This is a genomic window from Mesorhizobium sp. L103C105A0, assembly GCF_000502215.1.
Taxonomy (GTDB): Bacteria; Pseudomonadota; Alphaproteobacteria; order Rhizobiales; family Rhizobiaceae; genus Mesorhizobium.
On sequence record NZ_AYXF01000002.1, the window covers coordinates 554,153 to 579,801 of the forward strand.

At 62.4% G+C, this 25,649-nt stretch carries 25 protein-coding genes; 9 read left to right on the forward strand and 16 right to left on the reverse strand.

The window, feature by feature from the left end; all coding sequences use genetic code 11:
- Window positions 1–49: 49 nt before the first annotated feature.
- Together X727_RS157065 and X727_RS157060 are read right to left on the reverse strand one after the other, a co-directional pair.
- On the reverse strand, window positions 50–1,846 hold the full coding sequence (locus X727_RS157065) for an acetolactate synthase 3 large subunit (protein WP_023668351.1): 1,797 nt from the start codon (window positions 1,844–1,846) through the stop codon (window positions 50–52).
- 331 nt (window positions 1,847–2,177) lie between these two features.
- Window positions 2,178–3,140 (reverse strand): DUF1236 domain-containing protein, encoded by a 963-nt coding sequence (locus tag X727_RS157060; RefSeq protein WP_023668350.1) that lies wholly within the window; start codon window positions 3,138–3,140, stop codon window positions 2,178–2,180.
- A 597-nt stretch (window positions 3,141–3,737) separates the two neighbouring features.
- On the opposite strand from X727_RS157060, the gene X727_RS157055 reads away from it, so the two are divergent.
- The 3 genes from X727_RS157055 (at window position 3,738) to X727_RS157045 (ending at window position 6,230) form a co-directional block, all read left to right on the forward strand.
- The gene (locus X727_RS157055; RefSeq protein WP_023668349.1) at window positions 3,738–4,031 is read left to right on the forward strand and encodes a DUF1236 domain-containing protein; all 294 of its coding nucleotides are present in this window, start codon (window positions 3,738–3,740) and stop codon (window positions 4,029–4,031) included.
- 163 nt (window positions 4,032–4,194) lie between these two features.
- A complete protein-coding gene (locus X727_RS157050; protein ID WP_023690914.1) occupies window positions 4,195–5,586 on the forward strand; it encodes a sensor histidine kinase in 1,392 nt (463 codons plus the stop codon).
- Window positions 5,583–6,230, forward strand: coding sequence for a response regulator transcription factor (locus X727_RS157045; protein WP_023668347.1), 648 nt, complete (start codon window positions 5,583–5,585; stop codon window positions 6,228–6,230). Before X727_RS157050 ends, X727_RS157045 begins: the two co-directional genes overlap by 4 nt.
- 49 nt (window positions 6,231–6,279) lie before the next feature.
- Here X727_RS157045 and X727_RS157040 read toward each other — a convergent pair whose 3' ends face one another.
- The 3 genes from X727_RS157040 to X727_RS157030 form a co-directional block, all read right to left on the reverse strand.
- Complete coding sequence (locus X727_RS157040) at window positions 6,280–6,708, reverse strand: hypothetical protein (protein ID WP_023731683.1); 429 nt, start codon at window positions 6,706–6,708, stop codon at window positions 6,280–6,282.
- Window positions 6,709–7,103: 395 nt separating this feature from the next.
- The gene (locus X727_RS157035) at window positions 7,104–7,688 is read right to left on the reverse strand and encodes an HD domain-containing protein (protein ID WP_023707197.1); all 585 of its coding nucleotides are present in this window, start codon (window positions 7,686–7,688) and stop codon (window positions 7,104–7,106) included.
- The gene (locus X727_RS157030) at window positions 7,685–8,836 is read right to left on the reverse strand and encodes a gamma-butyrobetaine dioxygenase (RefSeq protein WP_023744638.1); all 1,152 of its coding nucleotides are present in this window, start codon (window positions 8,834–8,836) and stop codon (window positions 7,685–7,687) included. The genes X727_RS157035 and X727_RS157030 overlap by 4 nt, the downstream gene beginning before the upstream one ends.
- Window positions 8,837–8,957: 121 nt before the next feature.
- Between X727_RS157030 and X727_RS157025 the strand changes: the two genes are divergently transcribed.
- Together X727_RS157025 and X727_RS157020 are read left to right on the forward strand one after the other, a co-directional pair.
- A complete protein-coding gene (locus X727_RS157025) occupies window positions 8,958–9,848 on the forward strand; it encodes a LysR family transcriptional regulator (RefSeq protein ID WP_023744637.1) in 891 nt (296 codons plus the stop codon).
- A 138-nt stretch (window positions 9,849–9,986) separates the two neighbouring features.
- Window positions 9,987–11,789 (forward strand): NAD(P)/FAD-dependent oxidoreductase, encoded by a 1,803-nt coding sequence (locus X727_RS157020; protein WP_023744636.1) that lies wholly within the window; start codon window positions 9,987–9,989, stop codon window positions 11,787–11,789.
- On the opposite strand, the gene X727_RS157015 is transcribed toward X727_RS157020, so the two are convergent.
- The 3 genes from X727_RS157015 to X727_RS157005 are packed head-to-tail and all read right to left on the reverse strand — an operon-like array spanning window position 11,786 to window position 13,204.
- The gene (locus tag X727_RS157015; RefSeq protein WP_023833885.1) at window positions 11,786–12,307 is read right to left on the reverse strand and encodes a GNAT family N-acetyltransferase; all 522 of its coding nucleotides are present in this window, start codon (window positions 12,305–12,307) and stop codon (window positions 11,786–11,788) included. The genes X727_RS157020 and X727_RS157015 overlap by 4 nt on opposite strands.
- A gap of 17 nt (window positions 12,308–12,324) precedes the next feature.
- Window positions 12,325–12,633: a hypothetical protein gene (locus tag X727_RS157010; protein ID WP_023682084.1), complete on the reverse strand. Its 309-nt coding sequence runs from the start codon at window positions 12,631–12,633 to the stop codon at window positions 12,325–12,327.
- Between the two features lie 4 nt (window positions 12,634–12,637).
- A complete protein-coding gene (locus tag X727_RS157005) occupies window positions 12,638–13,204 on the reverse strand; it encodes an XRE family transcriptional regulator (RefSeq protein ID WP_023705521.1) in 567 nt (188 codons plus the stop codon).
- A gap of 152 nt (window positions 13,205–13,356) precedes the next feature.
- Here X727_RS157005 and X727_RS157000 point away from each other — a divergent pair, with 152 nt between their 5' ends.
- Window positions 13,357–15,189, forward strand: a complete 1,833-nt coding sequence (locus X727_RS157000; protein WP_023833886.1) for an ATP-binding protein — start codon at window positions 13,357–13,359, stop codon at window positions 15,187–15,189.
- Between the two features lie 277 nt (window positions 15,190–15,466).
- Here the strand turns inward: X727_RS157000 and X727_RS156995 are convergent, their stop codons facing one another.
- Both X727_RS156995 and miaA read right to left on the reverse strand, forming a co-directional pair.
- Window positions 15,467–16,258 carry a GGDEF domain-containing protein gene (locus X727_RS156995; RefSeq protein WP_023744633.1) on the reverse strand — a complete coding sequence of 264 codons (792 nt, stop codon included), beginning with the start codon at window positions 16,256–16,258 and terminating at the stop codon, window positions 15,467–15,469.
- 131 nt (window positions 16,259–16,389) lie between these two features.
- The gene (gene miaA / locus X727_RS156990; protein WP_023833887.1) at window positions 16,390–17,373 is read right to left on the reverse strand and encodes a tRNA (adenosine(37)-N6)-dimethylallyltransferase MiaA; all 984 of its coding nucleotides are present in this window, start codon (window positions 17,371–17,373) and stop codon (window positions 16,390–16,392) included.
- On the opposite strand from miaA, the gene serB reads away from it, so the two are divergent.
- Together serB and X727_RS156980 are read left to right on the forward strand one after the other, a co-directional pair.
- Complete coding sequence (serB, locus tag X727_RS156985) at window positions 17,363–18,250, forward strand: phosphoserine phosphatase SerB (RefSeq protein WP_023725332.1); 888 nt, start codon at window positions 17,363–17,365, stop codon at window positions 18,248–18,250. The genes miaA and serB overlap by 11 nt on opposite strands.
- Window positions 18,247–18,819 carry a GNAT family N-acetyltransferase gene (locus X727_RS156980; protein ID WP_023744631.1) on the forward strand — a complete coding sequence of 191 codons (573 nt, stop codon included), beginning with the start codon at window positions 18,247–18,249 and terminating at the stop codon, window positions 18,817–18,819. The genes serB and X727_RS156980 overlap by 4 nt, the downstream gene beginning before the upstream one ends.
- Window positions 18,820–18,862: 43 nt before the next feature.
- On the opposite strand, the gene X727_RS156975 is transcribed toward X727_RS156980, so the two are convergent.
- From X727_RS156975 to X727_RS156950, 6 genes are all read right to left on the reverse strand, one after another.
- Window positions 18,863–20,380 (reverse strand): DegQ family serine endoprotease, encoded by a 1,518-nt coding sequence (locus X727_RS156975; protein WP_023682088.1) that lies wholly within the window; start codon window positions 20,378–20,380, stop codon window positions 18,863–18,865.
- Window positions 20,381–20,618: 238 nt separating this feature from the next.
- Entirely contained in the window at window positions 20,619–20,804 is a 186-nt protein-coding gene (locus X727_RS156970) for a DUF2065 family protein (RefSeq protein ID WP_023668333.1), read from the reverse strand.
- A gap of 4 nt (window positions 20,805–20,808) precedes the next feature.
- A complete protein-coding gene (locus X727_RS156965) occupies window positions 20,809–21,786 on the reverse strand; it encodes a protease modulator HflC (RefSeq protein ID WP_023668332.1) in 978 nt (325 codons plus the stop codon).
- Window positions 21,786–22,901 carry an FtsH protease activity modulator HflK gene (gene hflK, locus X727_RS156960; RefSeq protein WP_023833888.1) on the reverse strand — a complete coding sequence of 372 codons (1,116 nt, stop codon included), beginning with the start codon at window positions 22,899–22,901 and terminating at the stop codon, window positions 21,786–21,788. Before hflK ends, X727_RS156965 begins: the two co-directional genes overlap by 1 nt.
- Before the next feature lie 145 nt (window positions 22,902–23,046).
- Window positions 23,047–23,565 (reverse strand): dihydrofolate reductase, encoded by a 519-nt coding sequence (locus X727_RS156955; protein ID WP_023667408.1) that lies wholly within the window; start codon window positions 23,563–23,565, stop codon window positions 23,047–23,049.
- Window positions 23,565–24,581 (reverse strand): DUF4424 domain-containing protein, encoded by a 1,017-nt coding sequence (locus X727_RS156950; protein ID WP_023833889.1) that lies wholly within the window; start codon window positions 24,579–24,581, stop codon window positions 23,565–23,567. Before X727_RS156950 ends, X727_RS156955 begins: the two co-directional genes overlap by 1 nt.
- A 147-nt stretch (window positions 24,582–24,728) precedes the next feature.
- Here X727_RS156950 and cobF point away from each other — a divergent pair, with 147 nt between their 5' ends.
- Window positions 24,729–25,502 carry a precorrin-6A synthase (deacetylating) gene (gene cobF / locus X727_RS156945; protein WP_023682093.1) on the forward strand — a complete coding sequence of 258 codons (774 nt, stop codon included), beginning with the start codon at window positions 24,729–24,731 and terminating at the stop codon, window positions 25,500–25,502.
- The last annotated feature ends 147 nt before the right edge of the window (window positions 25,503–25,649 follow it).

A 25,649-nucleotide genomic window follows, 5' to 3' on the forward strand; every position in this document is an offset into this window, starting at 1 on the left:
TTCTCTGTTTGCGCACGGCTTCTCGCGACAGCCCTGCCCCGGCTTGGACCTAGACCAGTTCCCTGCCCTTGGCGTCGATGGCGTTGGCCACGGCTTCGTCGGTCGCCTCGTCGGGCAGGAGCATTTCATTATGCGCCTTGCCCGACGGGATCATCGGGAAGCAGTTGGCGAGCGTCGCCACCCGGCAATCGAACAGCACCGGCTTCTTCACCGCGATCATCTCCTTGATCGCATCGTCCAGCTCGTCCGGCTTCTCGCAGCGAATGCCATGGCCGCCATATGCGTCGGCCAGCTTGACGAAGTCGGGCATCGCTTCGGTGTAGGAATGCGACAGACGGTTGCCGTGCAGCAGCTGCTGCCACTGGCGCACCATGCCCATATACTGGTTGTTGAGGATGAAGATCTTGATCGGCGCATTGTGCTGCACCGCCGCGCTCATCTCCTGCATCGTCATCTGCACCGAGGCATCGCCTGCGATGTCGATGACCAGCGCATCCGGGTGCGCGATCTGCACGCCGAGCGCAGCCGGCAGACCGTAGCCCATCGTGCCCAACCCGCCCGACGTCATCCAGCGGTTCGGCTTCTCGAAATGATAGTGCTGCGCCGCCCACATCTGGTGCTGGCCGACCTCGGTGGTGATGTAGGTGTCCATGTCCTTGGTCAGTTCGTAGAGCCGCTGGATGGCATATTGCGGCATGATCACATCGTGGTTCATCTTGAACGCGAGCGAGTCACGCGCGCGCCATTTGGCGATCTGCTCCCACCAGGGATGGAGCGCCTTCTTGTCGGCCTTGGCGCTCGCCCGCCACAGCCGCACCATGTCCTCCAGCACCCGGCCGACATCGCCGATGATGGGCACTTCCGTGTGCACGTTCTTGTTGATCGACGATGGATCGATGTCGATGTGGATCTTCTTCGAGTTGGGCGAGAAGGCGGTCAGCCGTCCGGTGATGCGGTCGTCGAAGCGCGCGCCGATGCAGATCATCACGTCGCAATCATGCATCGCCATATTGGCTTCATAAGTGCCGTGCATGCCCAGCATGCCCATCCAGTTCTTGCCCGATGCCGGATACGCGCCGAGGCCCATCAGCGTCGAGGTGATCGGGAAGCCGGTGAGGTCGACCAGTTCGCGCAGAAGATGGCTGGCCTCCGGACCGGAGTTGATGACGCCGCCGCCCGAATAGATGATCGGCTTCTTGGCGCTGGCCATCAGTTCGACGGCGGCCTTGATCTTTTCCAGGTCGCCCTGGACCTTCGGCTGGTAGCTGGTGCGCGGCGCCGCCTGCGGCGGCACATAGATGCCTTTGGCGAACTGCACATCCTTCGGAATGTCGACCACCACCGGGCCGGGGCGGCCGGTCGTCGCGACATGGAAGGCCTCATGGATGGTGGCGGCCAATTCGTTGACGTCCTTCACCAGCCAGTTGTGCTTGGTGCAGGGGCGCGTGATGCCGACCGTGTCGCACTCCTGGAACGCGTCGGAGCCGATCAGCGAAGTCGGCACCTGCCCGGTCAGGCAGACCAGCGGGATCGAATCCATCAGCGCATCCTGCAGCGGCGTCACCGCATTGGTGGCGCCCGGGCCGGAGGTCACCAGCATGACGCCGGCCTTGCCGGTCGAGCGGGCATAGCCTTCGGCCGCATGCCCTGCGCCTTGCTCGTGGCGGACGAGGATGTGCTCGACCTCGTCCTGCTGGAAGATTTCGTCATAGATCGGAAGCACCGCGCCGCCGGGATAGCCGAAGACATGCTTGACGCCATTGTCCTTCAGCGCCTGCACCACCATTTCGGCGCCAGTCATTTCCCTGTTTGGCATTTCGCGCCGTTCGTTCTGTCCGTTGCTCATCGGTCTGGTCCCGTACTTCTAGCCATGAGGCGATTGCTGGTCGTTTAGTCGTGTTTCGGGCAATAAAAAAGGCCCCCGATGGGAGCCTGTGTGTTGCGCATGGGAGGTTTTCGCCCGGCGGTTACACCGCCTTGCCCACGCGCTTTCCTACGAGAATGAGTGCCTTTTTCATCGTGGCGGACACTACGAGGGTGAAAGGCAAGGTGTCAACGGGAAAAACGCGCGATGCGAAAGACAAAGCAAGTGGCCCGCCGCCTCTGGTCGGCGGGCCACCGCGGCGCATACGATACCCCTCAATCGCACCGCGCCGGGAACAAGAGCCACTGCCGTGTCACGTCAGGATCAGCACGATCTTGTACGTATCCGGGTCGACGATGACGATGCGCCCGTCGGCCAGCACGAAGTACTCATAGGATTCGTAAGCCGGGACGATCTTGACAATGCGCGCCGGCAGACGGTGCAGGCGCACTTTGTGCCGCGGCACCTCGATGCCGACCGAAATGTCGAAGTCGACGTTCTTCACCGGCTCAACCCTGGTCTCGTGGATGATCTGCGTGACCTGCGTCTTCTGCTCGACTGTCACGTTGTTGATCGAGGCCGTATTGCCCTGGTCGGTCTGGACGTTTGTGTTGCCCTGAGCGTTCTGCTCGGTGGTGGTCCCGGCCTTGCCCTGGGCCTGCTGGTCCGTGCTGGTGCCGGTCTGGCCCTGAGCGTTCTGCTCGGTGCTGGTCCCGGCTTTGCCCTGAGCCTGCTTCTCGGTGCTGGTGCCGGTCTGGCCCTGAGCGTTCTGCTCGGTGCTGGTCCCGGCCTTGCCTTGGGCCTGTTCATCCGTCTTGAGCTTGGCCTTGCCCTGAGCCTGCTTCTCGGTGCTGGTGCCGGTCTGGCCCTGAGCATTCTGCTCGGTGCTGGTCCCGGCCTTGCCCTGGGCCTGTTCATCCGTCTTGAGCTTGGCCTTGCCCTGAGCCTGCTGATCGGTCGTGGCGCCGGCCTGACCCTGAGCATTCTGCTCGGTACTGGTCCCGGCCTTGCCCTGTGCCTGTTCATCCGTCTTGAGCTTGGCTTTGCCCTGAGCCTGCTGATCGGTCGTGGCGCCAGCCTGGCCCTGTGCATTCTGATCGGTCTGTGACTTCATCTTGCCTTGCGCCTGTTCGCCGGCCTTGCCGCCCTTCTGGCAATCGGCCGCGCCAGCGGCGCAGTTGTCGCCGCCGCTCGGCTGCACAGCCTGGGTCTGGGCGATCGCGGCGCCGCACCCGACGCCAAGCGCAATCATGCTCGTGATCAACACATGTTTCATCTGCTTTCTCCTTAAAGAGTCGGTCCCTCAGCCTAGCCAACTCTGTCAAAAATACTTTGTTCCGCATTTTGCGAATAAAATCGGGCTTCTAAGAAGACCAATAAATGTAGGCAGTAGTTTTGCCAACAATCAGCTACAAATTGCATCAAAAAATTAATGCAACGCAAGATTTTTGCTTTTTTCTGAGCTTGTGATCCCATAGCGATGACACCAGCCTCACAAGCTTAGAAGTACTCCCGTCGTCATGACCAGGATGGCTACCCCGAAAACAGGCAAGAGCAACCATCGTGCCTGATGGACGCTGTTGTCCATTAACGCCTCCNACGCCTCCCACAAGTGCTGATCTCAACGATGCCGAGAACCCTGTGTTCCGCCCTGAGGAGGCTCTAGGACCTCTACAGCCTGGCACCAGACTTTGGTCCCTCTCCCTATAGTCCATTGGCCCGATGACGCCCGGACCGAAGCCCCACGCGGGAACGCAGCCGCGAAAAGCCCGTTCGGCTTGCGGTGTGCATCAACCTCACCAACAACCACCGTATCGGAATCGAGCTCGCGCAAGATGCATGAGCGTTGATGAAGGAGAGAATCATGACGACCATGTACCAGTCGACCGCAATTGCCGGATTCTTGCTGCTCGCGAGCGCGGGCGTAGTTGCCGCTCAAGACGTCATCATCGCGCCGGAGCAGGAAACGGTTGTGCGCGAATACGTGAAAAAGCAGCCCCTTGCGTCGGTGAAGATTCCAGGTGTCGAATTGAACGTGGGGACCGCCATTCCCGACACGGTGGAACTGCATGAAGTGCCGAGCGTCAAGTATCGCTACGTTGTGGTCGACGGGCGAACCGTGCTGGTCGACCCCGGCACGCGGAAGATCGTCAAGATCATACAGTAACGCTGATCCCACCGCCGTTCCCCGCGGGTGGCGGTGGGATCATGCCCTGAAATTGCGGTTTCCCCGGCAATTCAACCTAGCGCTTGCTCGCACCATCGACCGTTCTAGATGTAGGATGGCTTAGGCATTTTGGCGCGGCCAAAGTCGCGGGGTCGGTCGAGACGTGCGCTACATTGATAGTCTCTATCAAAACTGGAACAGGCTATCGTTGGCTTGGCAGTTCATCATAGTCGGAAGCATTGGGCTGCTGTCGCTGATGCTGGTCGTCGGCCTATGGGTCACCTCGCAAATACGAGATGGAGTGATCCGCAACTCTGCAAGCACGACCGCGCTTTACGTCGACAGTGTCATCGCGCCAATCCTGCCGGATATGCGCAAAAGCCAGCAGCTCAGCGACACCGTTAAACGGGCGCTCGATGAAACCCTGGACCAGGGTGCTCTCGGCAAAAAACTGGCGTCGTTCGTGCTTTGGCGGCGTGATGGCAAGGTGCTGTACGCCAAAGACGCGGCTCTTATCGGCCAGACCTTCGAGCCAAATGCGAACTTGCTGCATGCGTTCGGTGGAAACGTGGTGGCGCAATTCAATGATCTGGACGAAAATGAAAGGAAGGAACGGAAGAGCCCCACCGCCTCGCTGCTCGAGATCTACAATCCGGTTCGAGAGCCGTGGTCGGGCGATGTTGTGGCCGTTTCCGAGTTCTACGAGATAGCCGACGATCTTCAGGGCACTTTAAACTCGGCACTATGGTCGAGCTGGCTGCTCGTGGCTGGCGCGACCGCGGTCGCCTTGGCGATGCTCTCGGGAATCGTGCTTCGCGGCAGCAGCACTATCGAAACGCAGCGTTCAGCGCTTGAGACACAAGTGGCCGAACTTCAGTTGCTTTTGGAGCAGAATTCCGCTTTGCGGGAGCGCGTCCAGCAGGCGTCGCGCCGCGCAACGGCAATCAACGAGCGTTACTTGCGTCGCATCGGGTCTGATTTGCATGACGGTCCAGCTCAGCTGGTCGCACTGGCTGCGCTGCGCATGGACAGCCCTCTGCTGCTCGATCCCGCCGCATCCCCAAGCCACCGGAAGACCGAGATCGCCGATATCCATCATACGTTGGACGAGGCGATGCGGGAGATCCGCGCCATCTGCACCGGCCTCGTGCTGCCACAGATCGAAGCTTCGACAGTCGCGGAGATATTGCGGCTTGCGGTTGCCGAACATGAACGCCGGACGGCCTCCTCCGTATCGCTTTCACTGCCATCTCGCCTGCCCGACCTGGGGACGTCCGAGAAAATAAGCATCTTTCGCTTCGCGCAGGAGGGGCTGAACAATGCCTGGCGACACGGTCTGGGCAAGGGGCAGGCTGTCAAGGCGAGAGTGACGCAGGGCAAGCTCCTCATTCAAGTGCTTGATCACGGCCCTGGATTCCAGTCGGGATCGTGTGAAGGACTTGGACTCGCCGGTATGAGGGAACGTATCGAAAGTATCGGAGGTCACTTCGAGACCTTTTCGAGCCCCAGGGGGACCCGGCTGACCATAACGCTCAACATCGAGGACCAGAAATGACCGCTCCCATAAGGATTGCCATTGTTGATGATCATCCGCTGTTTCGCGAGGGTGTGGCTCGCAGCCTCGCCGAAATCGGCGGCTTCGAAGTCGTTGGTGCGGGCGAAACCGCGACGGATGCCGAACAGCTTGCGGCCTTGGCAAATCCCGACATATTGCTGCTAGACATCAGTTTGCCGGGAGGGGGTCTGGCGGCAGCGGAAAATATTCTTGCAACTCAGCCTGACTGCAAGATCGTCATGCTCACCGTCTCGGAGGCGAACGCCGATTTGGCAACGGCGCTCAGGCTGGGCGTACGCGGATATGTGCTGAAAGGGATTGGGGCGGCATCGCTGGCCGAGGTGCTGACTTATATAGCCGCAGGAAAAAAATATGTTTCGCCGACCCTGTCAGCGCAGCTTTTGAATGAACTGATCCGGCCGGAAAAGCGCACTACCGATCTCGTTGCCAATCTCTCGGGACGCGAGCTTGGGATAATCTCCTTGGTAGGCGAAGGACTGAGCAATAAAGAAGTCGCCAAACGTCTCAACCTGCAGGAGAAAACGGTAAAACACCACATGACTCGGATATTTCAAAAGCTAAAGGTGCGAAACCGCACCGAAGCAGCCATTCTTATGCACGCGCCCAAAACGGGTCTTGTATAGGGAGATCGGGGCTTGTCTGAAGGTCGGATGCTGGTTGGCGAACCAACAGTTACAGCCCTTTCAGACGAGCAATGTCGGAGGCCCTTACGGCGCGTTCGACAATTGTCCTTCCAAGCGGATCCTTCATAGTGAAGCGGCCGGCCTCGATGCTTTCGCTGAATCCATCGCGATGCACGACCTGGATTTTGGCGCCCTGTACCGTCACCGTGTCGCCAGCGGCATTGACTTGGCTACTGGGAGCTTGGCTACCGGCGGCGTTGTCGCCGGCACCATTTTTTCCCTTTCCGTTGGCGTTGCCATTCCCGGCGTTGCCGCCTGAGCCATTACCGTTACCACTACCGTTGCCACCACCGTTACCATTGCCATTGTTTCCGCTCTTGGCGCTGGCAGCGGCGAATTCGATCTTGTAACCGTCGACATGGCTCAACCGCAGACCAAGCACCGGCATCGTCACCGCAACCGCCGCGAATACGCGCAAGCTAAAGTACGCCCGGCGACGCACGGATGAAAACAGGGGCTGCCTTTCTCCATTCATGCCACCATCACATCATGATGTGTCACGGTATTCAAGAATGAACAGCCCAAAATTGCGGCTCACAAACGCTGAGGAAACTCTCCTTTCGTGCTTGCAGCTCGATTCTCAGACCTTCGTCTGAGTCAAATATACACCGAAGTCTGACCTACTGATCTTGGGCCGCGCCGACGGATGTCGCAATAAAATCCGCGGTGACAAGGCTCGTCACCGGTAGGGATCGGCAGCGAGGCGCGAGCGCCTGCGCACGCAGACGCTCGCGGCAAGTCTGCGGCGGCATACGGTTTGCGCATGCTCGCCGTCGAAGCGGTAGCACATGCCGTTCCTTCCCCGGATTATGATCAGGCGCGATTGGCGAAGTCGCGGACAACCCGTTGCAGCAGCGGCATGTAGTCGCGAAATGCCCGGGTCTTCATGTTGGCGATCTTGCCGGCCTCGTCCCAGATGCGGACCCGAACCGCTTCCTCGTGGAACGGGTTCTTGCGGAACTCGGCCACCTCTTCGGCATTCATCGGCCCGCCTTGCAGCGACAGCGTGTGGACCGAGGCCTGCGACAGCCTGCCGAAATAGGTCGGGTCGGTAGCGCAGAGGTAGCGCTTGGCCGCGACATGCAGCCTGACGCATTCGACGATCACCGGTGGAAAGAACGGCGCCAGCACCTCGCCGCCGGCTTCGTCATGATGCTTGTCCTCGACATCGTCGGGCGAATAGGTGCCGAACTCGCTGGTGTAGTGGCCGATATCGTGCAGCAGTGCTGCCGCCACCAGCACATCGGGCGCGCCGTCCTTTTCGGCGAACCAGGCGCCCTGCAACATGTGCTCCGACATGGTGACGGGTTCGCCGAGATAGGATTCCGCCCCTCGGCGTTCGAAAATATCGGCGATGAATTCGACGATGTTGCCCGCGTTCAAATCCTGGCCGCTCATTCCGCAGCCTCCTTGAAGCTGTGTTCGATCGCCGACAGCGTCGACAAAAGGCCATCCTTGTCGGCGTAGCAGCCCTGCAGCCAGCGCTTGCCGGCGCCGGAGAATTGCTTGCGGGCATGCATGACGCGGGTGTTGTCGACGATGAAGGCCTGGCCTGCCTCGAGCCTGAAGGTGACTTCGAAGGAAGGATCCTCGATCAGTTCGGCAATCCGGCGATAGGCGGCGTAGTAGGCCTCCATCTCCGCGAACGGCACATCGACGGTCGGCGCCAGCGAGCGGTTGTTGAAACGGATGGCGATGAGTTCGCCATCCGGCCCGAGCTCGATCATCGGCCGTTTGGCCTGCAATCGCACGCCCGACGACCCCGCATATTCGAAACGCGCCGGGTATGAACTCAACAGCCGGAAGCCTTCGGGGTTTTCGGCCTGCAGCGCGGCCGCCACGGCAAAACCATCGACGACGCTGGATTCGCCGCCCTCCACGGTGTTTTCGATGCAGGACAGGATCTGCAAGGTCGGCACCGGATCGCGATAGGGATTGTCGGTATGCGCCTGCAGGCCAAGATTGGTGTAGGCCAGATTGGTTGGATTGACCTCGGCGCGCACCTCGAACCATCGGCCGTAATTGGTCTCCCTGATATAGCCGAACAGATCGGACACTTTGCACAGCGCCCCGGATTCGGGCGGCAAATCGTCCATCACCGCGAAGCCGTAGGTCTTCACCGCCGACAGCCATTGCCGCAAGACGGCGCGGTCGCGGCTGGCAGCGAGATAGCCGGCGCGCGGCACCGAATTCTGCATAGAGGCCCTGGTCCATCGCACGGTGCCCTCGCCTGTCCAGCCGGGCTGTCGGGCGGCATCGCGGTCATAGGCATTGGCGCTCAGCCATGCCGCAGGAAAGCGCACCGTCTTTCCCTCCGGTTCGAAACTGACTTCAAGCGCATCGCCCTTGATCGCGGCTGCGCCGATCCATGTCTGCGCGGGAATGTCGAGAATGGTGATCAGCCGCTGGCCGTTGCCGGCGCTGCGCGTCTTGTCGTCGAGCGCATTGTCGCGCAACCACACTGCGTGAAAGCGAGTGCGCGCGCCGTCCTTCCACCCGAGGTCGATCGTTCTTCCTTCGTCGCCGATCAGCGCCTGGCTAAGCATGGGGATCCGTTCCTGTCCGCTGCGCCCCGCAGCCAACTCCGCAGGGTTTGCGGTTGCATCGTGATGATGTCGAAGGCATAACTCAAATTATCATTTTGCAGCCAAAGGCCCTAAACGGTTTATGACTGAAACAACCCTGCCCTTGCCCCCGCTCGACTGGCTGCGCAGTTTCGAGGCCGCCGCTCGGCTGTCGAATTTCACCGCCGCCGCGGCCGAGCTTGGCCTGACCCAGGCTGCGGTCAGCCAGCACATCCGTTCTCTCGAAGAGCGGTTGAAGCAGCCGCTGTTCATCCGCCTGGCGCGCGGCGTCGAACTGACGCCGGAGGGTGCCGCCTACCTGCCGCATCTGCAATCGGCCTTCGCCGTGATCGCCAACAGCACGCGCGAGCTGTTTGAACCCAAGACCGTCCAGAGCGTGACGATACGCTCGCCGATCTCGTTTGCCGTGCTGATGATCGCGCCGAAGCTGCCGCAAATGGCCAAGGACCTGCCCTTCGTCCAGCTGCAGATCGAGACCATCCACACACCGGCCGATTATGGCGAGCGCTTTGTGGGTCTCGACATCCGATTCGGCATTGGCTCCGGCTCTTTTGCCGGACGGCAGGCCGACCGCCTGACCCGCGAAACCTTGACGCCGATGGCGTCGCCGCATCTCGCCAAGGCCAAGGATTGGACAGGATTGCCGAGACTTACAGTGGTCGGCGCGCGGGAAATGTGGGGCGAGTGGTTCGCCGTCGCCCGGATGAAGCCGGCGCTGGGGCCGACGCACAAATTCGACAGTTTCGTTACCGCACTGGAGGCGGCGAAGCACGGCGCCGGCATGGTGCTGGGATCGCGACCGTTGGCCGACGCGGCACTGCGCGAAGGATCTCTCGTCACCCTGTCCGGCTTTACGCTGTCGAGCGGTGCCGGCCACTATCTGACCGCACCTTCGGGCGCGCATCTGAGCCCGGCCGAGGAAGCGGTCCGCCGCTGGTTCGCAACGGTCTTCGGCGTCCCGATTTCCCGATAAGCCCCTGAATACGCGGCAAACTATTGGACGACGTGACGCGGCGCATAATTTGCCGCGATACTGCGCCAGGCCGGACGTCAAGCTTCGGCAGGGTTCCGCTCGCTACGGGCGGCCAGGAAAAATCGCGGAGGAAATTCAATGCTCGACAAGGCCCCCAACAAGAAGCTTTCCGACCTGCTCGATCGCTTCGGCGCGGCACTCGCCGCCGGCGACATCGACAAGGCGGTCGCCTGCTTCCAGGAGGATTGTTACTGGCGCGATCTCGTCACCTTCACCTGGAACATCAAGACGATGGAAGGCCGCGATCAGGTGCGCGACATGCTGGTCAGCCAGTTGGCCAGGACCAAACCGTCGAACTGGGCGATCGCCAGGGGCGAGGATGCCACGGAAAGCGACGGCGTGCTCGACGGCTGGATCAGTTTCGAAACGTCTGTCGCGCGCGGCTTGGGCCACATCCGGCTGAAGGACGGCAAGATCTGGACGCTGCTCACCACCATGGTCGAGCTCAAGGGCCATGAGGAGCCGGCCGGTTTCGACCGCCCGCTCGGCGCCAAGCACGGCCATGGCAAGAACCGCCCGACCTGGAAGGAGGAGCGCGAGAAGGAAGCCGCCGAGCTCGGCTTCAAGACGCAGCCCTATACGCTCATCATTGGCGGCGGCCAGGGCGGCATCGCGCTCGGCGCGCGGCTGCGGCAGCTCGGCGTGCCGACCGTCATCGTCGAGAAGAACGAACGGGCCGGCGACAGCTGGCGCAAGCGCTACAAATCGCTCTGCCTGCACGATCCGGTCTGGTACGACCATCTGCCCTATATCGACTTTCCCAGGAACTGGCCGGTCTTCGCGCCCAAGGACAAGATCGGCGACTGGCTGGAAATGTACGCCAAGGTAATGGAGCTGAACTACTGGTCGTCGACCGAGGCCATGAGCGCTGTCTATGACGAAGGGAAGAAGGAATGGACGGTGGTGGTGCGCCGCGACGGCAAGGACATCACGCTGAAGCCGAAACAATTGGTGCTGGCCACGGGGCAATCCGGCAAGGCCAACATGCCGAACTTCAAGGGCATGGACACATTCAAGGGCGACCAGCATCACTCCTCGAAGCATCCGGGACCCGATGCCTATGTCGGCAGACAAGCCGTCGTCATCGGCTCGAACAACTCCGCCCACGACATCGCCGCAGCCCTTTGGGAAGCCGGCGCTGATGTCACCATGGTGCAGCGCTCGACCACGCATATCGTCAAGTCCGACACGCTGATGGAGATCGGGCTGGGCTCGCTCTATTCGGAAAAGGCGGTCGCGAGCGGCATGACCACCGCCAAGGCTGACCTCGTCTTCGCCTCCCTGCCCTACAAGATCCTGCACGAATTCCAGATCCCGGCCTATGCCGAGATGAAGAAGCGCGACGACAAATTCTACAAGGGCCTGGAAAAGGCCGGCTTCATGCTTGACTGGGGCGATGACGGCTCCGGCCTGTTCATGAAATATCTGCGGCGCGGCTCGGGCTATTACATCGATGTCGGCGCATCCGACCTGATCATCGACGGGTCGATCAAGCTGAAAAGCGGTGTCGACGTGAAGGAGATCAAGGAGCATTCGGTCCTGCTCAGCGATGGATCGGAACTGCCGGCCGATCTCATCGTCTACGCCACCGGCTATGGCTCGATGAATGGCTGGGCGGCCGATTTGATCTCACGGGAGGTCGCAGACAAGGTCGGCAAATGCTGGGGCCTCGGCTCCAACACCACCAAGGACCCAGGCCCCTGGGAAGGCGAGCTGCGCAACATGTGGAAGCCGACGCAGCAGGAGGCGCTGTGGTTCCATGGCGGCAATTTGCACCAGTCACGCCACTATTCCCAGTTCCTGGCGCTGCAGCTGAAGGCGCGCATGGAAGGCATCGCGACGCCGGTCTACGCGCTGCAAGAGGTTCATCACAAGGGTTAGGTAGCGCCGCCGATGCGCTTCCAGTAGATGAGCGTGCCGGTCAGCCCGCCATGGGGTTTCAAGGCAAAGTCCGGTATTTCGCCAGTGAGCGTGAAGCCGAGTTTTTCGTAAAGGCCGGAAGCGCCCTCCTCGGTTGCGGTGTCCAGCACCAGAAGCGTGCGGCCTTTCTCGACGGCGAGCGTTTCGGCCGCCCGCATCAGCCGGCTCGCTATGCGTTTGCCGCGGTGTTCGACGCGGGTCATCAGCTTGGCGATCTCGGCCCGGTGCGGCTGATTATCAGGAAAGTCGAGCAGCACGGTCACGGTGCCGACCAGAACCTCGCCCTTCCATGCACCCAGCACCGCTCTTTCACCTCTCTCTGCTGCCACCAACGAGTTGCCCCAGAAGGCCTCCGCCGATTGCCTGGATAAGGGATGCATGAAGCTGACGGAGCCGCCGGCCGCCACCGTCTCGATCAGGAGGTCGGCCAGCATGCCGCGCGTTTCAGCAGTCAGCGACCTGATTTCGATGGAACTCATGCCGGCACCTTCCCTTGCTAATCCAGACGCGCGACGCGGCGCCGTTTTCGTCTCGCCTTGATCGCGGCGATGCGATCGGTGTCTTTCGGCTGCAGATGCAGCCCGCGTTCGAGGATTTCGAGCGTGTATTCCTCATAGGTCAGGCCAAGCCGCTCGGCCTTTTCCATGCGCATCAGCATCACGTCACGGCTTGGCGCCTTCCACGCCTTGGCATGCGCTGCCTGCCAGGCCAGGAAGATGTAGGGATCGCCCTTGCCCCATGGCGGCCCCTTGTAATCATCGAGCGGCGGTCCGCCATTGTCGGAGCGCTTGGGACGTCTTGCCACGATTTCAGCCCCTGACCAGCGCGACCAGATAGTCGGCGGGCAGCTGCCCGACGGCATGGAACGTGCAGTCCGACGGCGCGCCGAGCGCCAGGCAGTCGCCGGGCTCGAGACTATGCACCATATCACCCTCGGTGAATTCGAGCCGCCCGGAGATCAGCCACATCTGCTGCTTGATGAAGGCATAGGACGCCGCCGGGAAACTCACACTGGCGCCAGCCGGCAGTTGCACCCGGATCAATTCGAGCGGCGTGTCTGAAACCGGCGACAGATGCCGACGGACATAGCCCGTACCGGGGTCGCGCCAAACCGGCTGCTCACTCTCGCGCAGCAGGCCGCCACCTTGCTGCTCGGCGCGTGCTATCAGCGTCGACAGCGTCATGCCGAAAGCAGCGGCGATGCGCACCAGCAGCGCGGCCGTCGGGCTGGTCATGCCGCGCTCGATAGTGCTGAGCATGGCTTTGGAGACGCCGGAGCGGTTCGCCAGGTCGGCCAACGACCAGTCCCGCAAGGCTCTTTCGGCGTGGATTCGTCTGCCTATCGTGGCCGACATGTCATTCGCTATATCAGTCATTCGTCCAATATATCGAATATTTGGATTCGGAAAAGAGGTCGGCCGGTTGAATTTTCGCTGACGGGTTAACCGCTGCTACACCATCCCGCATCACGCCACCTTAACCCCGTCTGTGTAGGATCCAGGCTCCACGGGAATGGGGATCGGATCGTATGTTTGTCGAGCGCGAAGCCTCCGTCGGCGAACCGACCTCGCAGGAGCGCCGCCGCGCAGAGCAGAGCGACAAGCGCATTCTCGGCAACGTCGTGCAGTGCGACGGTGCGCGCGCCACCATCAGCGCCTATGCCGACGACATCGAAGGCGCGGTCACCGGCCTGTGGACCGTCGGCAAGATGATCTCCATCAATCTCGGGACATCGCGCACCGTTGGTCTGGTCTACGAAATCGGCAAGTCGGATCGCGCCTGGAGCAATGAGGGACAAAACCCCATCGAGGTCAGCGTCGAGCTGATCGGCGAAGTGCGCGACGGCGCCGAACCGGGGGCCAAACCGGTGTTCGACCGCGGCATCACCACCTATCCTCATATCGGCGCCATAGCGCACCGCATCCGTACCCGTGATCTGCAGGCGATCTACGATCTCGCCGGGCGTCATTCGATCACCATCGGTACGCTGTCGCAGGATGAGTCGATCGACGCCAACATCGCTATCGACGACACGCTGGCGCGCCATTTTGCCGTTGTCGGCACAACCGGCGTCGGCAAATCCACCGCCATCTCGCTGCTGCTGCGCAAATCGATCGCCGCCCGGCCCGATCTGCGAATCCTCATTCTCGATCCGCACAATGAATTCGCGGCGTCCCTGCCTGAGTTCTGCGTCCGGGTCGATTCCAAGACGCTTGACCTGCCGTTCTGGATGTTCAGGCTTGAAGAATTCGCCGAAGTGCTGTTTCGCGGCCGAGAGGTCGTGCCGGAAGAAGTCGATGTCCTGCGCGACCTGATCCCCGCCGCCAAGAACCTCTATCGCAATCCGAGTTCAGGCTCTTACGTGCGCCGCGGCAGCGATGCGCTGACCGCCGACACGCCGGTGCCCTACCGCATGGTCGATCTCATCAAGCAGATCGACGAGCGCATGGGCCTCTTGGAAAGCAAGAACGACCGCCCGACGCTGAAATCGCTGAAGACGCGCATCGAGTCCGCCGCGTCCGACCCGCGCTATCGCTTCATGTTCAATTCGCGGCTGATCGAGGACACGATCCACGAGACGATCGGCAATATTTTCCGTGTGCCGCATCATGGCCGCCCGGTGACCTGCTTCGAGATGGCCGGCATGCCGTCCGAAGTGGTCAACTCCGTCTGTTCTGTGCTGGCTCGGCTCGCCTTCGACCTTGCGCTGTGGAGCGAGGGCCGGCTGAAGCTCTTGCTGCTGTGCGAGGAAGCACACCGCTATATGCCGGCCGATCCACGCCTTGGCTTCGCCCCGACAAGGCATGCACTGTCGCGCATCGCCAAGGAAGGCCGCAAATATGGCTGCTATCTCGGCGTCGTCACCCAGCGCCCGGGTGAACTCGATCCGACCATCCTGTCGCAATGCTCGACCTTCTTCGCAATGCGGCTGGCCAATGAGCAGGACCAGGCGATCATCCGCTCGGCGATCGCCGATTCCTCCGCCTCGACGCTGGCCTTCCTGTCCTCCATGGGCCAGCGCGAAGCCATCGCCTTCGGTGAAGGCGTGGCGACGACCATGCGGCTGAAGTTCGAAAAACTGGCGGAGAACCTGATCCCCGGCACCGCCAAGCGAGAGCAGGACGAGTTCTCGCAGGACGGCAACGACGTCGATCTCGCCGCCATCGTCGAGCGGCTGCGCAACGTCCCGAAACCGCAGCAGCAGATGGCCTTCGCCGAAGCAGTGGATTCCGGCCGCCAGGCCGGCGATCCCGATTACCGCAAGCCGGCGACCGCCCAGCGCGTCCAGCCGGACGACGATTTCGACCTGCGCTACGGCCTCAAGCCCACAACCTTCGGCATGCGCCCGCAGAACGATTAGCCTGCACACCCTTCTGGCCACCGGCAAGCCGCGTCAACTTCCGAGATCAGCTTCGTCAGCCAGCTTGGGTAAATCACGCCAGAAAATTCGTCAGGCTGAGTCGGTCGGTGTCGACCTCGAGAACCGGAGCGGAGCGGACATTGAGTCCGTGAGCACCGGCCTACGCCGGCCGTAGCCATAGCTGCCGCCACCACCTCATGAGTGCTTCGGCCGGCGAAGGCCGGAAGCGCAGAAGACGGCATCAAACGGCCAGCCTCACGAATTTAATGCCGGGATTTCAGGCGCAGACGCGGTTGCGGCCTTGCCTCTTCGCCTCGTAGAGCTGGCGGTCGGCGCGGCGGTAGAATTCCTCGGCGGTTTCCTTCCGATCCCAGACGGCTAGTCCGACGCTGGTGGTGATCTTGAGGCGGACATTGCCCGACAGCACCGACATGTTGGCAATCGCTTTGCGGATGCGTTCGGCGAACTTCCCCAACAACTCCGCATCCATGTTGGGCGTAACGACGGCGAACTCCTCGCCCCCAAGCCGCGCCACCACATCGTGGTAGCGCGTCATGCCTTTGAGGCAATTGGCGACTGCCCTAAGCACCTCGTCGCCGACATCGTGGCCATGCGTGTCGTTGACCTGCTTGAAATGATCGAGGTCGAGGATCATGAGCCCGACGGGCTTTTCGATGCGGCGGAATTCCTCGAGATATTCCTTCAGCGCATCATCGAAATAGCGCCGGTTCTGCATGCCGGTAAGGCCGTCGGTCAATGCCGCATGTTGCAGCGTTTCCGAGCGGGCGCTGAGCGAAACCGTCATGGCGCGCAGCTTGCCCTCTTCCGTGGCCTGCCTACGAATCAGCGGGTAGATGAAGAACACGCCGAAGAACAGCGCTGTCGCCAGCAGCACCCCGGTGACAAACAGCAGCGTGTTGAGATAGGCGATCCTCTCGACCCGGGACGTCGCATCGTGACCGACCGCGATGGACTGCAATTGACCATAGGCATAAAGCGTCACCAGGCCTGCGGCCAGGATCACGAAAATAAAGACGAAAAATGCGGATTCCGCCTTGTGGAAACGCATCTGCTCCCCGTTGGAAAAGTACCCCCCGGATCTATGGCATGCCGGCGCCTTACGGACGGTTAATCCAGACAACCGGAGCGGGAATGTTCATTCCTACTTCTGTTTCTTTAATTGTATCAGCAGCACGAAAATCAAATCACGGCTTGCAGGCCGTCGCCGGGCTGCAATCTCAGCCATTCCGGTCCCAGCTGATGGCGAAACCACGTCGTTTGCCGTTTGGCATATTGCCGCGTCGCTGCCTTGCAGCGCGCGATGGCCTGAGGAAAGCTGATGTCACCCGCCATGGCAGCCGAAAGTTCGCGAACGCCGATCGCCTTCATCGCCGGCAGGTCGGGATCGAGGCCAAGCGCCGCAAGCCGTTTGACCTCATCGAGCGCGCCGAGATCGAGCATGCGGTCGAACCTTGTTTCGATCCGCTCGACAAGGGGGGCGCGGTCCGGCTCGATAACGAAGAACCGAGCGCTGTCGCGGTCGATCAGCGGCCGGCCGCGCGCTGCCTGCCATTCTAGGATGGAGCGGCCGGATGCGTCGAGCACCTCCAGCGCCCGCACGATGCGCTGGCCGTCGGTCGGCTTCAGCTGCATGGCGACCGCCGAATCTTCATGCATCAGGATGCGGTGCAGCTTGGCTGCGCCTTGCTCCTTTAACTCGTAGCGCCAGCGGTCGCGTACCTGCTGCGGAATGTCGGGCATTTCCGAAATGCCCTCGGCAAGTGCGCGAAAATAGAGCCCGGTGCCCCCGACGAAAATCACCGGACGTTCGAAGCCGGCGCCATCGGGTCGCCGGGCAAGCGTGCCGTCATCGATCAGCTTCATCACGTCGCGCAGCCAGGCGCCGGTGGAATAGGCGGTCGAGGGATGCACGTGGCCATAGAGAAAGTGCGGCGCGCGGGCGAGATCGGCGGCATTCGGCCGCGCCGTCAGCACGTCGAGCACCGAGTAGCCTTGCATGGAATCGGTGTTGACGATGACACCGCCCTTGCGTTCGGCGAGATCGAGCGCCAGCGCCGACTTGCCGCTGGCGGTCGGCCCGGCTATCAGGATCGCGTTCTTCACGCGGCCCTCGCCCGCCTGCCCGCCCTCGCCTAGCTGCTTGGAAGTCTCGATGCCGCTCATTGCCACGCTTGTGTCTCACCCCGTCCGCCGCGCGATGTCGGCCTCGCTTGCGAATATGGCCTCACGGTCGGTCGGCGCAAGCGCTGTTCGCTGGCTGGGCGAAGGCGTCGCCTGCGATCTGGTGTTGCCCGAGGGGGCAGAAGCCGCTGAGGCAAGTGCGGCCTTGCGCACAGCACTTGGTTCAGAGCCGGTCGACGTGATCGTTCAGCAGGCCGAAAGCCGCCGCAAGACAATCCTGCTTGCCGATATGGATTCAACCATGATCGACCAGGAATGCATCGACGAACTCGCCGACGAGATCGGCGTCAAGGACCGCGTCGCCGCCATCACCGCACGCTCGATGAACGGCGAGATCGCTTTCGAGCCGGCGCTGCGTGAACGCGTGGCGCTGCTGAAAGGCCTCGATGCCGCCGTCGTCGACCGCATCATCGCGAACCGCCTGACGCTGGCGTCGGGCGGCCGCGCTCTGGTGCAGACGATGCGCGCCAATGGCGCCTGGACGGCGCTTGTCTCCGGCGGCTTCGACGTCTTCACCAGCCGTGTCGCCGCCATGCTCGGCTTCGAGGAAAACCGTGCCAACCGCCTGATCGAGGAGAACGGGCGCTTTGCCGGCCTGGTCGCCGAGCCGATCCTCGGCCGCGCCGCCAAGGCCGATGCGCTGAACGATATCTCGGCCCGCCTCGGCCTGACGCCATTCGATGCGATTGCGGTCGGCGACGGCGCCAACGACCTCGACATGATCCGCCTGGCCGGCACCGGTGTCGCGCTCCACGCCAAGCCGGCCGTTGCTGCCGAAGCCAAGGTCCGCATCGACCATGGCGATCTCACCGCGCTGCTTTATCTCCAGGGCTACCGCCAGGAAGAGTTCGCCCAATGAAACCGATGCGCACCGAGCGCCTCATCCTGCGCAACTGGGAAGACCGCGATCGCGAACTCTTCCACCGCATCAATTCGGACGAGCGGGTGATGGAATTCTTTCCGTTCCGCCGCGACCGCGCCGAGACGGATGCCAAGATGGACGAGTTTCGGGGCTGGATCGCCGAGGACGGCTTTGGTTTTGCCGCCGCCGAGATCGCCGCGACTGGGGAATGCATCGGCTTCGTCGGTCTCTTAAAGACCGATCACGTGCCGTCCCTGCCTTCCGATACGATCGAGATCGGCTGGCGGTTGGCGCCGGAATTCTGGCGCAAGGGCTATGTCACGGAGGCCTCCGAAGCCTGGCTCGCCTTTGGCTTCGAAACGCTTGACCGCGACGAGATCGTCTCCTTCGCCGTCGCGGCCAACCGCCGCTCGACGGCCGTCATGGAGCGTCTTGGCATGAGCCCTGACCCGGCTCGCGATTTCGATCACCCATCCATCCCTGACAGCCACCCGCACCTCAAGCGGCATGTCCTCTACAAACTGTCGCGCACGGACTGGCAGGCACGAAAAAGGGCGGCTCGCTAGCCGCCCTTTCCCTGAAGACAATCGGTTATGGGGCTTTCCGGACTCAATCCATCCGGATCGTCACGAAGCGCAACTCGCCTGTCTTGGACGCCAGCATCAAGAGCGCATTCTTGCGGCCCTGCTCCTTCAGCGCGCCGATCCGGTCCATCACGTCCTTCGGGGTCGCGACCGATTCCTGGGCGATTTCGGTGATCACCTCGCCGGCCTGGATGCCGCGCTCGGCGGCGGCCGAATCCTTGGTGACGTCGGTGATGACGACGCCGGAGACGTCGGCCGCGATGCCGAATTTTTTCCGTGTGTCGTCATTGAGCTCGCCGACGGTCATGCCGAGCACCGAGGCCGTGGAGACCGCGGGCGCCTTGTCGCCGCCCTTGTCCTCATCGGTAGTGCCGTCCTCACCGGCAGCGACCTTCTCGCCGTCCTCAAGCCGGCCGAGCGTCACCTTCACCGTCTGCTCGACGCCCTTGCGCACGATGATCACGTCGACCGCCTTGCCGACCGGGCTTTCCGCCACGACGCGCGGCAGGTCGCGCATTTCATGGATGTCCTTGCCATCGAACTTGATGATGACGTCGCCGGCGAGAATTGTGCCGTTGTCGACCGGTCCGCCCTTGATGACGCCGGCCACCAGCGCGCCCTTGGCGGTCGCCATGCCGAGGCTCTCGGCGATGTCGTCGGTCACCGGCTGGATGCGCACGCCGAGCCAGCCGCGACGGGTCTCGCCGAACTGGCGCAGCTGGTCGACGACGCCCGAGGCAAGCTGCGAGGGGATGGAGAAACCGATGCCGATCGAGCCGCCCGACGGCGAGATGATCGCCGTGTTGATACCGATGACCTCGCCCAGGCTGTTGAACAGCGGCCCGCCGGAATTGCCGCGGTTGATGGCGGCGTCGGTCTGGATGAAGTCGTCGTAGGGGCCGGAATTGATGTCGCGGTTGCGGGCCGAGACGATGCCGACCGTCACCGTGCCGCCAAGGCCGAACGGATTGCCGATCGCCATCACCCAGTCGCCGACGCGCATCTTGTTGGAATCGCCGAATTTCACCGCCGTCAGCTTGTGGCCCTTCGGGTCGACCTTGAGCACCGCCACGTCGGTCTTGGTGTCGGTGCCGACCAGCGTCGCCTTCAGCGTCACGCCGTCGGAGAAATTCACCTCGATATCGTCTGCATCGGCGATGACGTGGTTGTTGGTGACGACAATGCCTTGCTCGGCGTCGACTACGAAGCCGGAGCCCAGCGACTGCACCTTTTGCGCGCCGCCATCCTTGTCGCCGCCACGGTTCTTGAAGAAGTCGTCGAAGAAATCCTGGAACGGCGAACCCTCCGGCAGCTGCGGCATCGGCACCGCGCCCGGACCTTCCGTGCCCTTCACGGTCTGCGAGGTCGAGATGTTGACCACCGCACCGAGCAGGCCTTCGGCGAGGTCGGCAACCGAAGCCGGTCCGTCCGCGGCCACCGTCGGCGTCACGAAAGCCGGAACGGCAAGCGCGCCGACCATAAGTGCCGCAGCACCTGCGATGAACGTCCGCCGCGCCGCGCGCAGAAGGGTGTTGGATGTCATCGAAAGCCTCCCGGAATCTGAAAAGAAAAAGCGCTTCGGCAAAACGCCGCGTCGCGTCATGTTGGCAAGAAATACGGCACGTTTGCGGCTATGGCCACATCAGGAGGATAAATCCTCCGTTACACCTTAGAGCGGTTCGCCGTTTCGCGGAAACGGCGAACCGTTCAATCCCTTTGCTTTTACGCAATTCCGGACGGAAAACCGCTCACACTTTCCTGGAATTGCAGATCAGCGGTCCTCAGCCACGCACCAACCAGACGATGCCGACGCCGATGGCGATCGCCACCAGCCCGACGATGCGCAGCGCAATTTCCGGCGTCGACAGCACTTCGCCGGCAAGACGTTTGGCAAGGCCGGGAAAGCCGCCATAGACCAGGCCCTCGACAACGAGGACCAGGCCTATGGCCGCAAGGAAATCCTGCACCGCCCTACTGGGCGGGTGCGGGTTGTGCAGCCGGCGCGGCAGGTGCCGTCGCCGGCGCGGCAGGTGCCGTCGCCGGAGCCGCAGGTGTCGCCGGCTTCGCGTCCGTACCGTCCGGATTGCGGAAGAAGCGGAAGAACTCCGAGTTCGGCGAAAGCACCATCGTCGTCCCGGAGTTGTCCAGCGCCGTGCCATAGGCATTCATCGACCGGTAGAAGTCGAAGAACGCCGGATCGCGTTTGTAGGCGTCGGCAAAGGTCGCACTGCGCTGGGCTTCACCTTCACCACGCAGGATTTCCGATTCCTTGCGCGCCTCGGCGACGATTTCCACCACTTCGCGGTCGGCGCGGGCGGTAATGCGCTGCGCGGCCTCTTTGCCGCGCGCTCTCAGCCGTTCGGCCTCGGCCAAACGTTCGGCCTTCATGCGGTCGAAGGTCTGCTGCGAAACCTCAGCCGTCAGATCGGTTCGGCGGATGCGCACATCCTCGATCTGCAGGCCGAGCGAGGTGGCGTCGGGCCGAAGCTGATCGCGCACTTCTCGCATCATCACGGCCCGCTCTTCCGAGAGCGCCGCCTCGAAGTCGCGCAGACCGTAGACACGGCGCAGCGCCGCATCGAGACGCGTCCTCAGTCGTGCTTCGGCCAGTGTGATCTGGCCGGACACGGCTGAGCGGAACACCCGCGGATCCGAGATGCGGTACGCGATGAAAGCGTCGACCTCATAGAACTTGCCGCCCGAAACCTGGACGCGGATGTTATCGAGATCGAAGCGCAGCACCCTGTTTTCGATCAACTGCACGCTGTCGGCGTCGAAGAAGGCGAAAGGCGCCTTGAAATAGATGCCGGGTTCATTCTTCACGTCGACGATCTCGCCGAACCGCAGCACGAGCGCCTGCTGGCGCGCGTTGACCACGAAGACCGAGGAGTAGAGCAGGAACAGAAGCACGGCCGCGATGACCGCGATGATGGGAAGACGATTGGCCATCACTGGGCTCCTCCCGTGGTCGCAGGCGGCGGCGCCTTCGGCTGCAGTGCCGGCAGCGGCAGATAGGGAACGACCCCTTGTCCATTGCCCTGTTCGACGATGACCTTGTTGGATTCCTTCAGCACCTTTTCCATCGTTTCCAGATAAAGCCGCCGGCGCGTCACATCGGGCGCCTTGGCGTATTCGTCATAGACCGAGATGAAGCGCTGCGCCTCACCTTCGGCTTCCTGGACGACACGGTTCTTGTAGGCTGCCGCGTCCTCGCGGATCTGCGCCGCGGCGCCACGCGCCTGGCCGAGCTTCTGGTTGGAATACTGGTTGGCCTGCTCGACGAACTTGTCTTCGTCCTGCTCGGCGCGCTGCACTTCGTCGAACGCGTCGGCCACTTCACGCGGCGGCGCCGCGTCCTCGATCGAAACTGCGTTGACGTTCAGGCCGGCCTTGTAGCCGTCCAGCGTCGTCTGGATGATTTCACGCACCGACGCCGCAATGCCCTGACGGTCGTCGCGGAAGATGTCCTGGGCCGGTCGCCGGCCGACCGCTTCGCGCATGGCGCTCTCTGCGACCTGCTGCAGCATGCCTTCTGGGTCGGAGACGTCGAACAGATAGGCCCGGGGATCGGAGACCTGATAGGCCACCGAAAACTGGACGTTGACGATGTTCTGGTCGCCGGTAAGCATCAGCCCCGACGAGTTGCCGCTCGTCGCGCCGCCACCACCGATATCGACGAGCTGTTCGGCGATGTTGGCCGTCTCGACGGTTTCGACGGGCCACCAATGGAAATGCAGACCTGGCTGCGACAGCTCCGCCTTCGGCTTGCCGAAGCGCAGCTCGACCGCAACCTCGTCCGGCTGCACGGTGTAGACCGCCTTGAACGCCCACAGCACGATCAGAGCCGCTGCGATCAGCGCAAACACGGCCGGGCTGGCGCCGCCGCCACCGGGCAGCGCGCGCCGCAGCCGGTCCTGGCCGCGGCGGATGATGTCTTCGAGATCGGGAGGTGACCCCGGCGGGCCGCTAGGCCCCTTCGGTCCCTGCCCCCAAGGTCCCTGATTGTTGCCGCCGCCGCCACCCCATGGGCCGCCGCCACCGCCGCTCTTGTCGTTCCAGGGCATGAATGTCCTTTCGCTTGGAATTCCCTCGGCGCCGGCGTTGCGGCGCAAAATCCAGTTGTTCTTCTATAGGGATGCCGCGATGCGCTTTCAACGCGATCCGCTGCCGAGCATGTCCGTTTTGGACGTTCGCGACCCTTTTATCGTCTCAATGCACGCCGCGGCGTCGCTCGTAAACCGAATAGCGCGTCGCATGGCTGTCCTTTTCACCGGCCGGAACGTCCTGAGCGCTGACAAGGCGCCACAAATCCGGATCGATGTCGGGAAAATGCGCGTCGCCATCGACCGCCGCCAGCACATGGGTGACGTGCAGCCGGTCTGCCAGCGGCAGCGCCTGCGCATAGATCTCGCCGCCGCCGATGATGCAGATTTCGTCGACGCCGGCCATGCAACGCCCGCGCACCGTGGCCAGCTGGATCGCGGCCTCCAGGGAGTGCGCTACCTCGATGCCCTCGGCGCGCCAGGCCTTGTCGCGGGTCACCACGATGTTCAACCTGCCCGGCAGCGGCCGGCCGATGCCTTCATAAGTCTTGCGGCCCATGATGACGGGCTTGCCCATCGTATCGGCCTTGAAGCGCTTGAGATCGGTGGACAGCCGCCACGGTAAGCCGCCGTCGCGCCCGATGACGCCGTTCTGCGCAATGGCGACATAGATCGCGACGTCCATCAGTTGGCTCCCCCGGCGCCGTCATCCGACGGCTCCAAAAGCAATATGTCGATGTTGTGCTCGGGATAGAGATCCTGCGCCGCCGTCTCGAAGGTCGTCGGCCCGACCTTCTTGACATTGTCGCCGCAAAACGAGATCAGCGCTTTCGGATTGCCCTTGTCGACGGTTAGCTTGAACTTGCCGATGCTGCCATTGGCCCAGTTGCCGCCGGTGGTCAGGATATAGGCAATGCGGTTCTCGTAAAAATGCGGATAACCGTCGGCCTTGGCGGCCTGCCGCACCGCATTCTCGAAGCTGTCGTCCATGCAGTAGCGGGTCTTGTAGTTCGTGTACTGGCTGCCCTCGGTGAACTTGCCGTCATAGAAGAAACTCACCGATGACGTGCCGCCGACGCTCGGTTTGTAGCGGTGCGAGACGTGGACATCCTTGTTGGCCGGAAATATCGCGCGCCACCAATAGGTCGAGCGCAACTGCCACCACGGCGTATAGACCTTGTTCGCCTTGGTACCGTCGCTGCCCGTATCCTCGATGATGATGCCGCGGTTTTCCCAATCCTCGGCGACCGTTTTCGGCAGCTTCGCCAGGGCCGCCTTGGCCGCATCGCCGAACGGATTGAACGGCACGTTCTGCGCCTTCAGATCGGCGCCGATATCGATGCCGACAGCAAACACTTTCTGCTCGAGCTGCGGCTTTGCCGGCGCTCCGTCGATCGTCACCTCGAAGCCAAGGAAATTGTCGCTCTGGTTTTCCGGGATGGCCGGCATTTCCTCCGGATTGCCTTCGATGTCCGGCAGCGGAAAAGCGACGATGGCATTTACATCCTTGTCGGTGTTGTTGTGGAAGACGTAGTCGACCGTGATCTTTTCCGGCGAGATATAGAGGTCCTCGCTTTGCATCGACACCGCGTCGCTACGCGACAGGATCAGGCCACCTGTGCCGAGTTCGGCGGTCGTGTCATTGGCCAGCGCGGGCACAGCTAAAAGCGCCAGCGCTACGGACAGAACATATTGCAACATCGAAGCCCCTCGCCAAGAATGCCGCGACCCTAGCCGTTTCAATGTGGCGTTTCAAAGCCTTCCGTCTCCCAGCAGGACGCCACAGTGTCTGGACACGCCAATCGGCGGTCTGGACTAACAGGTTTCGATCGGGCAGGAGTTCGCGTCATGCGCAAGCTTCTCGTCATCGGCATCGGCGCCGGCAATCCCGACCATATGACCGTGCAGGCCATATCAGGCCTAAACCGGGCGGACGTCCTGTTTATCCCCGACAAGGGGGCGAAGAAGAACGACCTTGCCGAATTGCGCCGCCATATCTGCGACCGTTTCGTCAGCAATCCGAAATCGCGCCGCGTCGAGTTCGACGTGCCGGTGCGCGCCGAGCCGGCGCCTTCCTATCGCTCGACCGTCGATGACTGGCACGAGGCCATCGCCCAGATTTATGAGAGCCTGGTCCGCGACGACCTTGCCGAGGACGGCTGCGGCGCCTTCCTGATCTGGGGCGACCCCTCGCTCTATGACAGCGCGCTGCGCATCCTCGCGCGCGTACGACTGAGGGGCAATGTCGCATTCGAACTGGAGGTCATTCCCGGCATCACCGCCGTCCAGGCGCTAGCCGCCGGCCACAAGATGGCGCTGAACCGCATCGGCGACCCCGTGCTGATCACCACCGGCCGCCGCCTCGCCGAACAAGGCATGCCGCACAATGCCGGCAGCGCCGTGGTCATGCTCGACGGCAAATGCGCCTTCAACACGCTGGCAGACAAGGATCTGATCATCCATTGGGGCGCCTATCTCGGCACACCGGACGAGATCATCGTTTCCGGTCGCCTGGGTGATGTCGGCGAGGAGATTGAGAGGACGAGAGAAGAAGCCCGGAAAAGAAAGGGCTGGATCATGGACACCTATCTGCTGCGTAAAGCAGGAGAGCCCGAGGAATAGCGCGCTCAAAGGTCGAGTTCCTTCGCGCCCCCCTCTGTCCTGCCGGACATCTCCCCCTCTAGTGGGGAGATTGGCCGTCACGGAGGATTTCGCCAATCGCCTAACAGATTAGCGCCCGTCTACGGGCTAGCTGATCTCCCCCCTTGC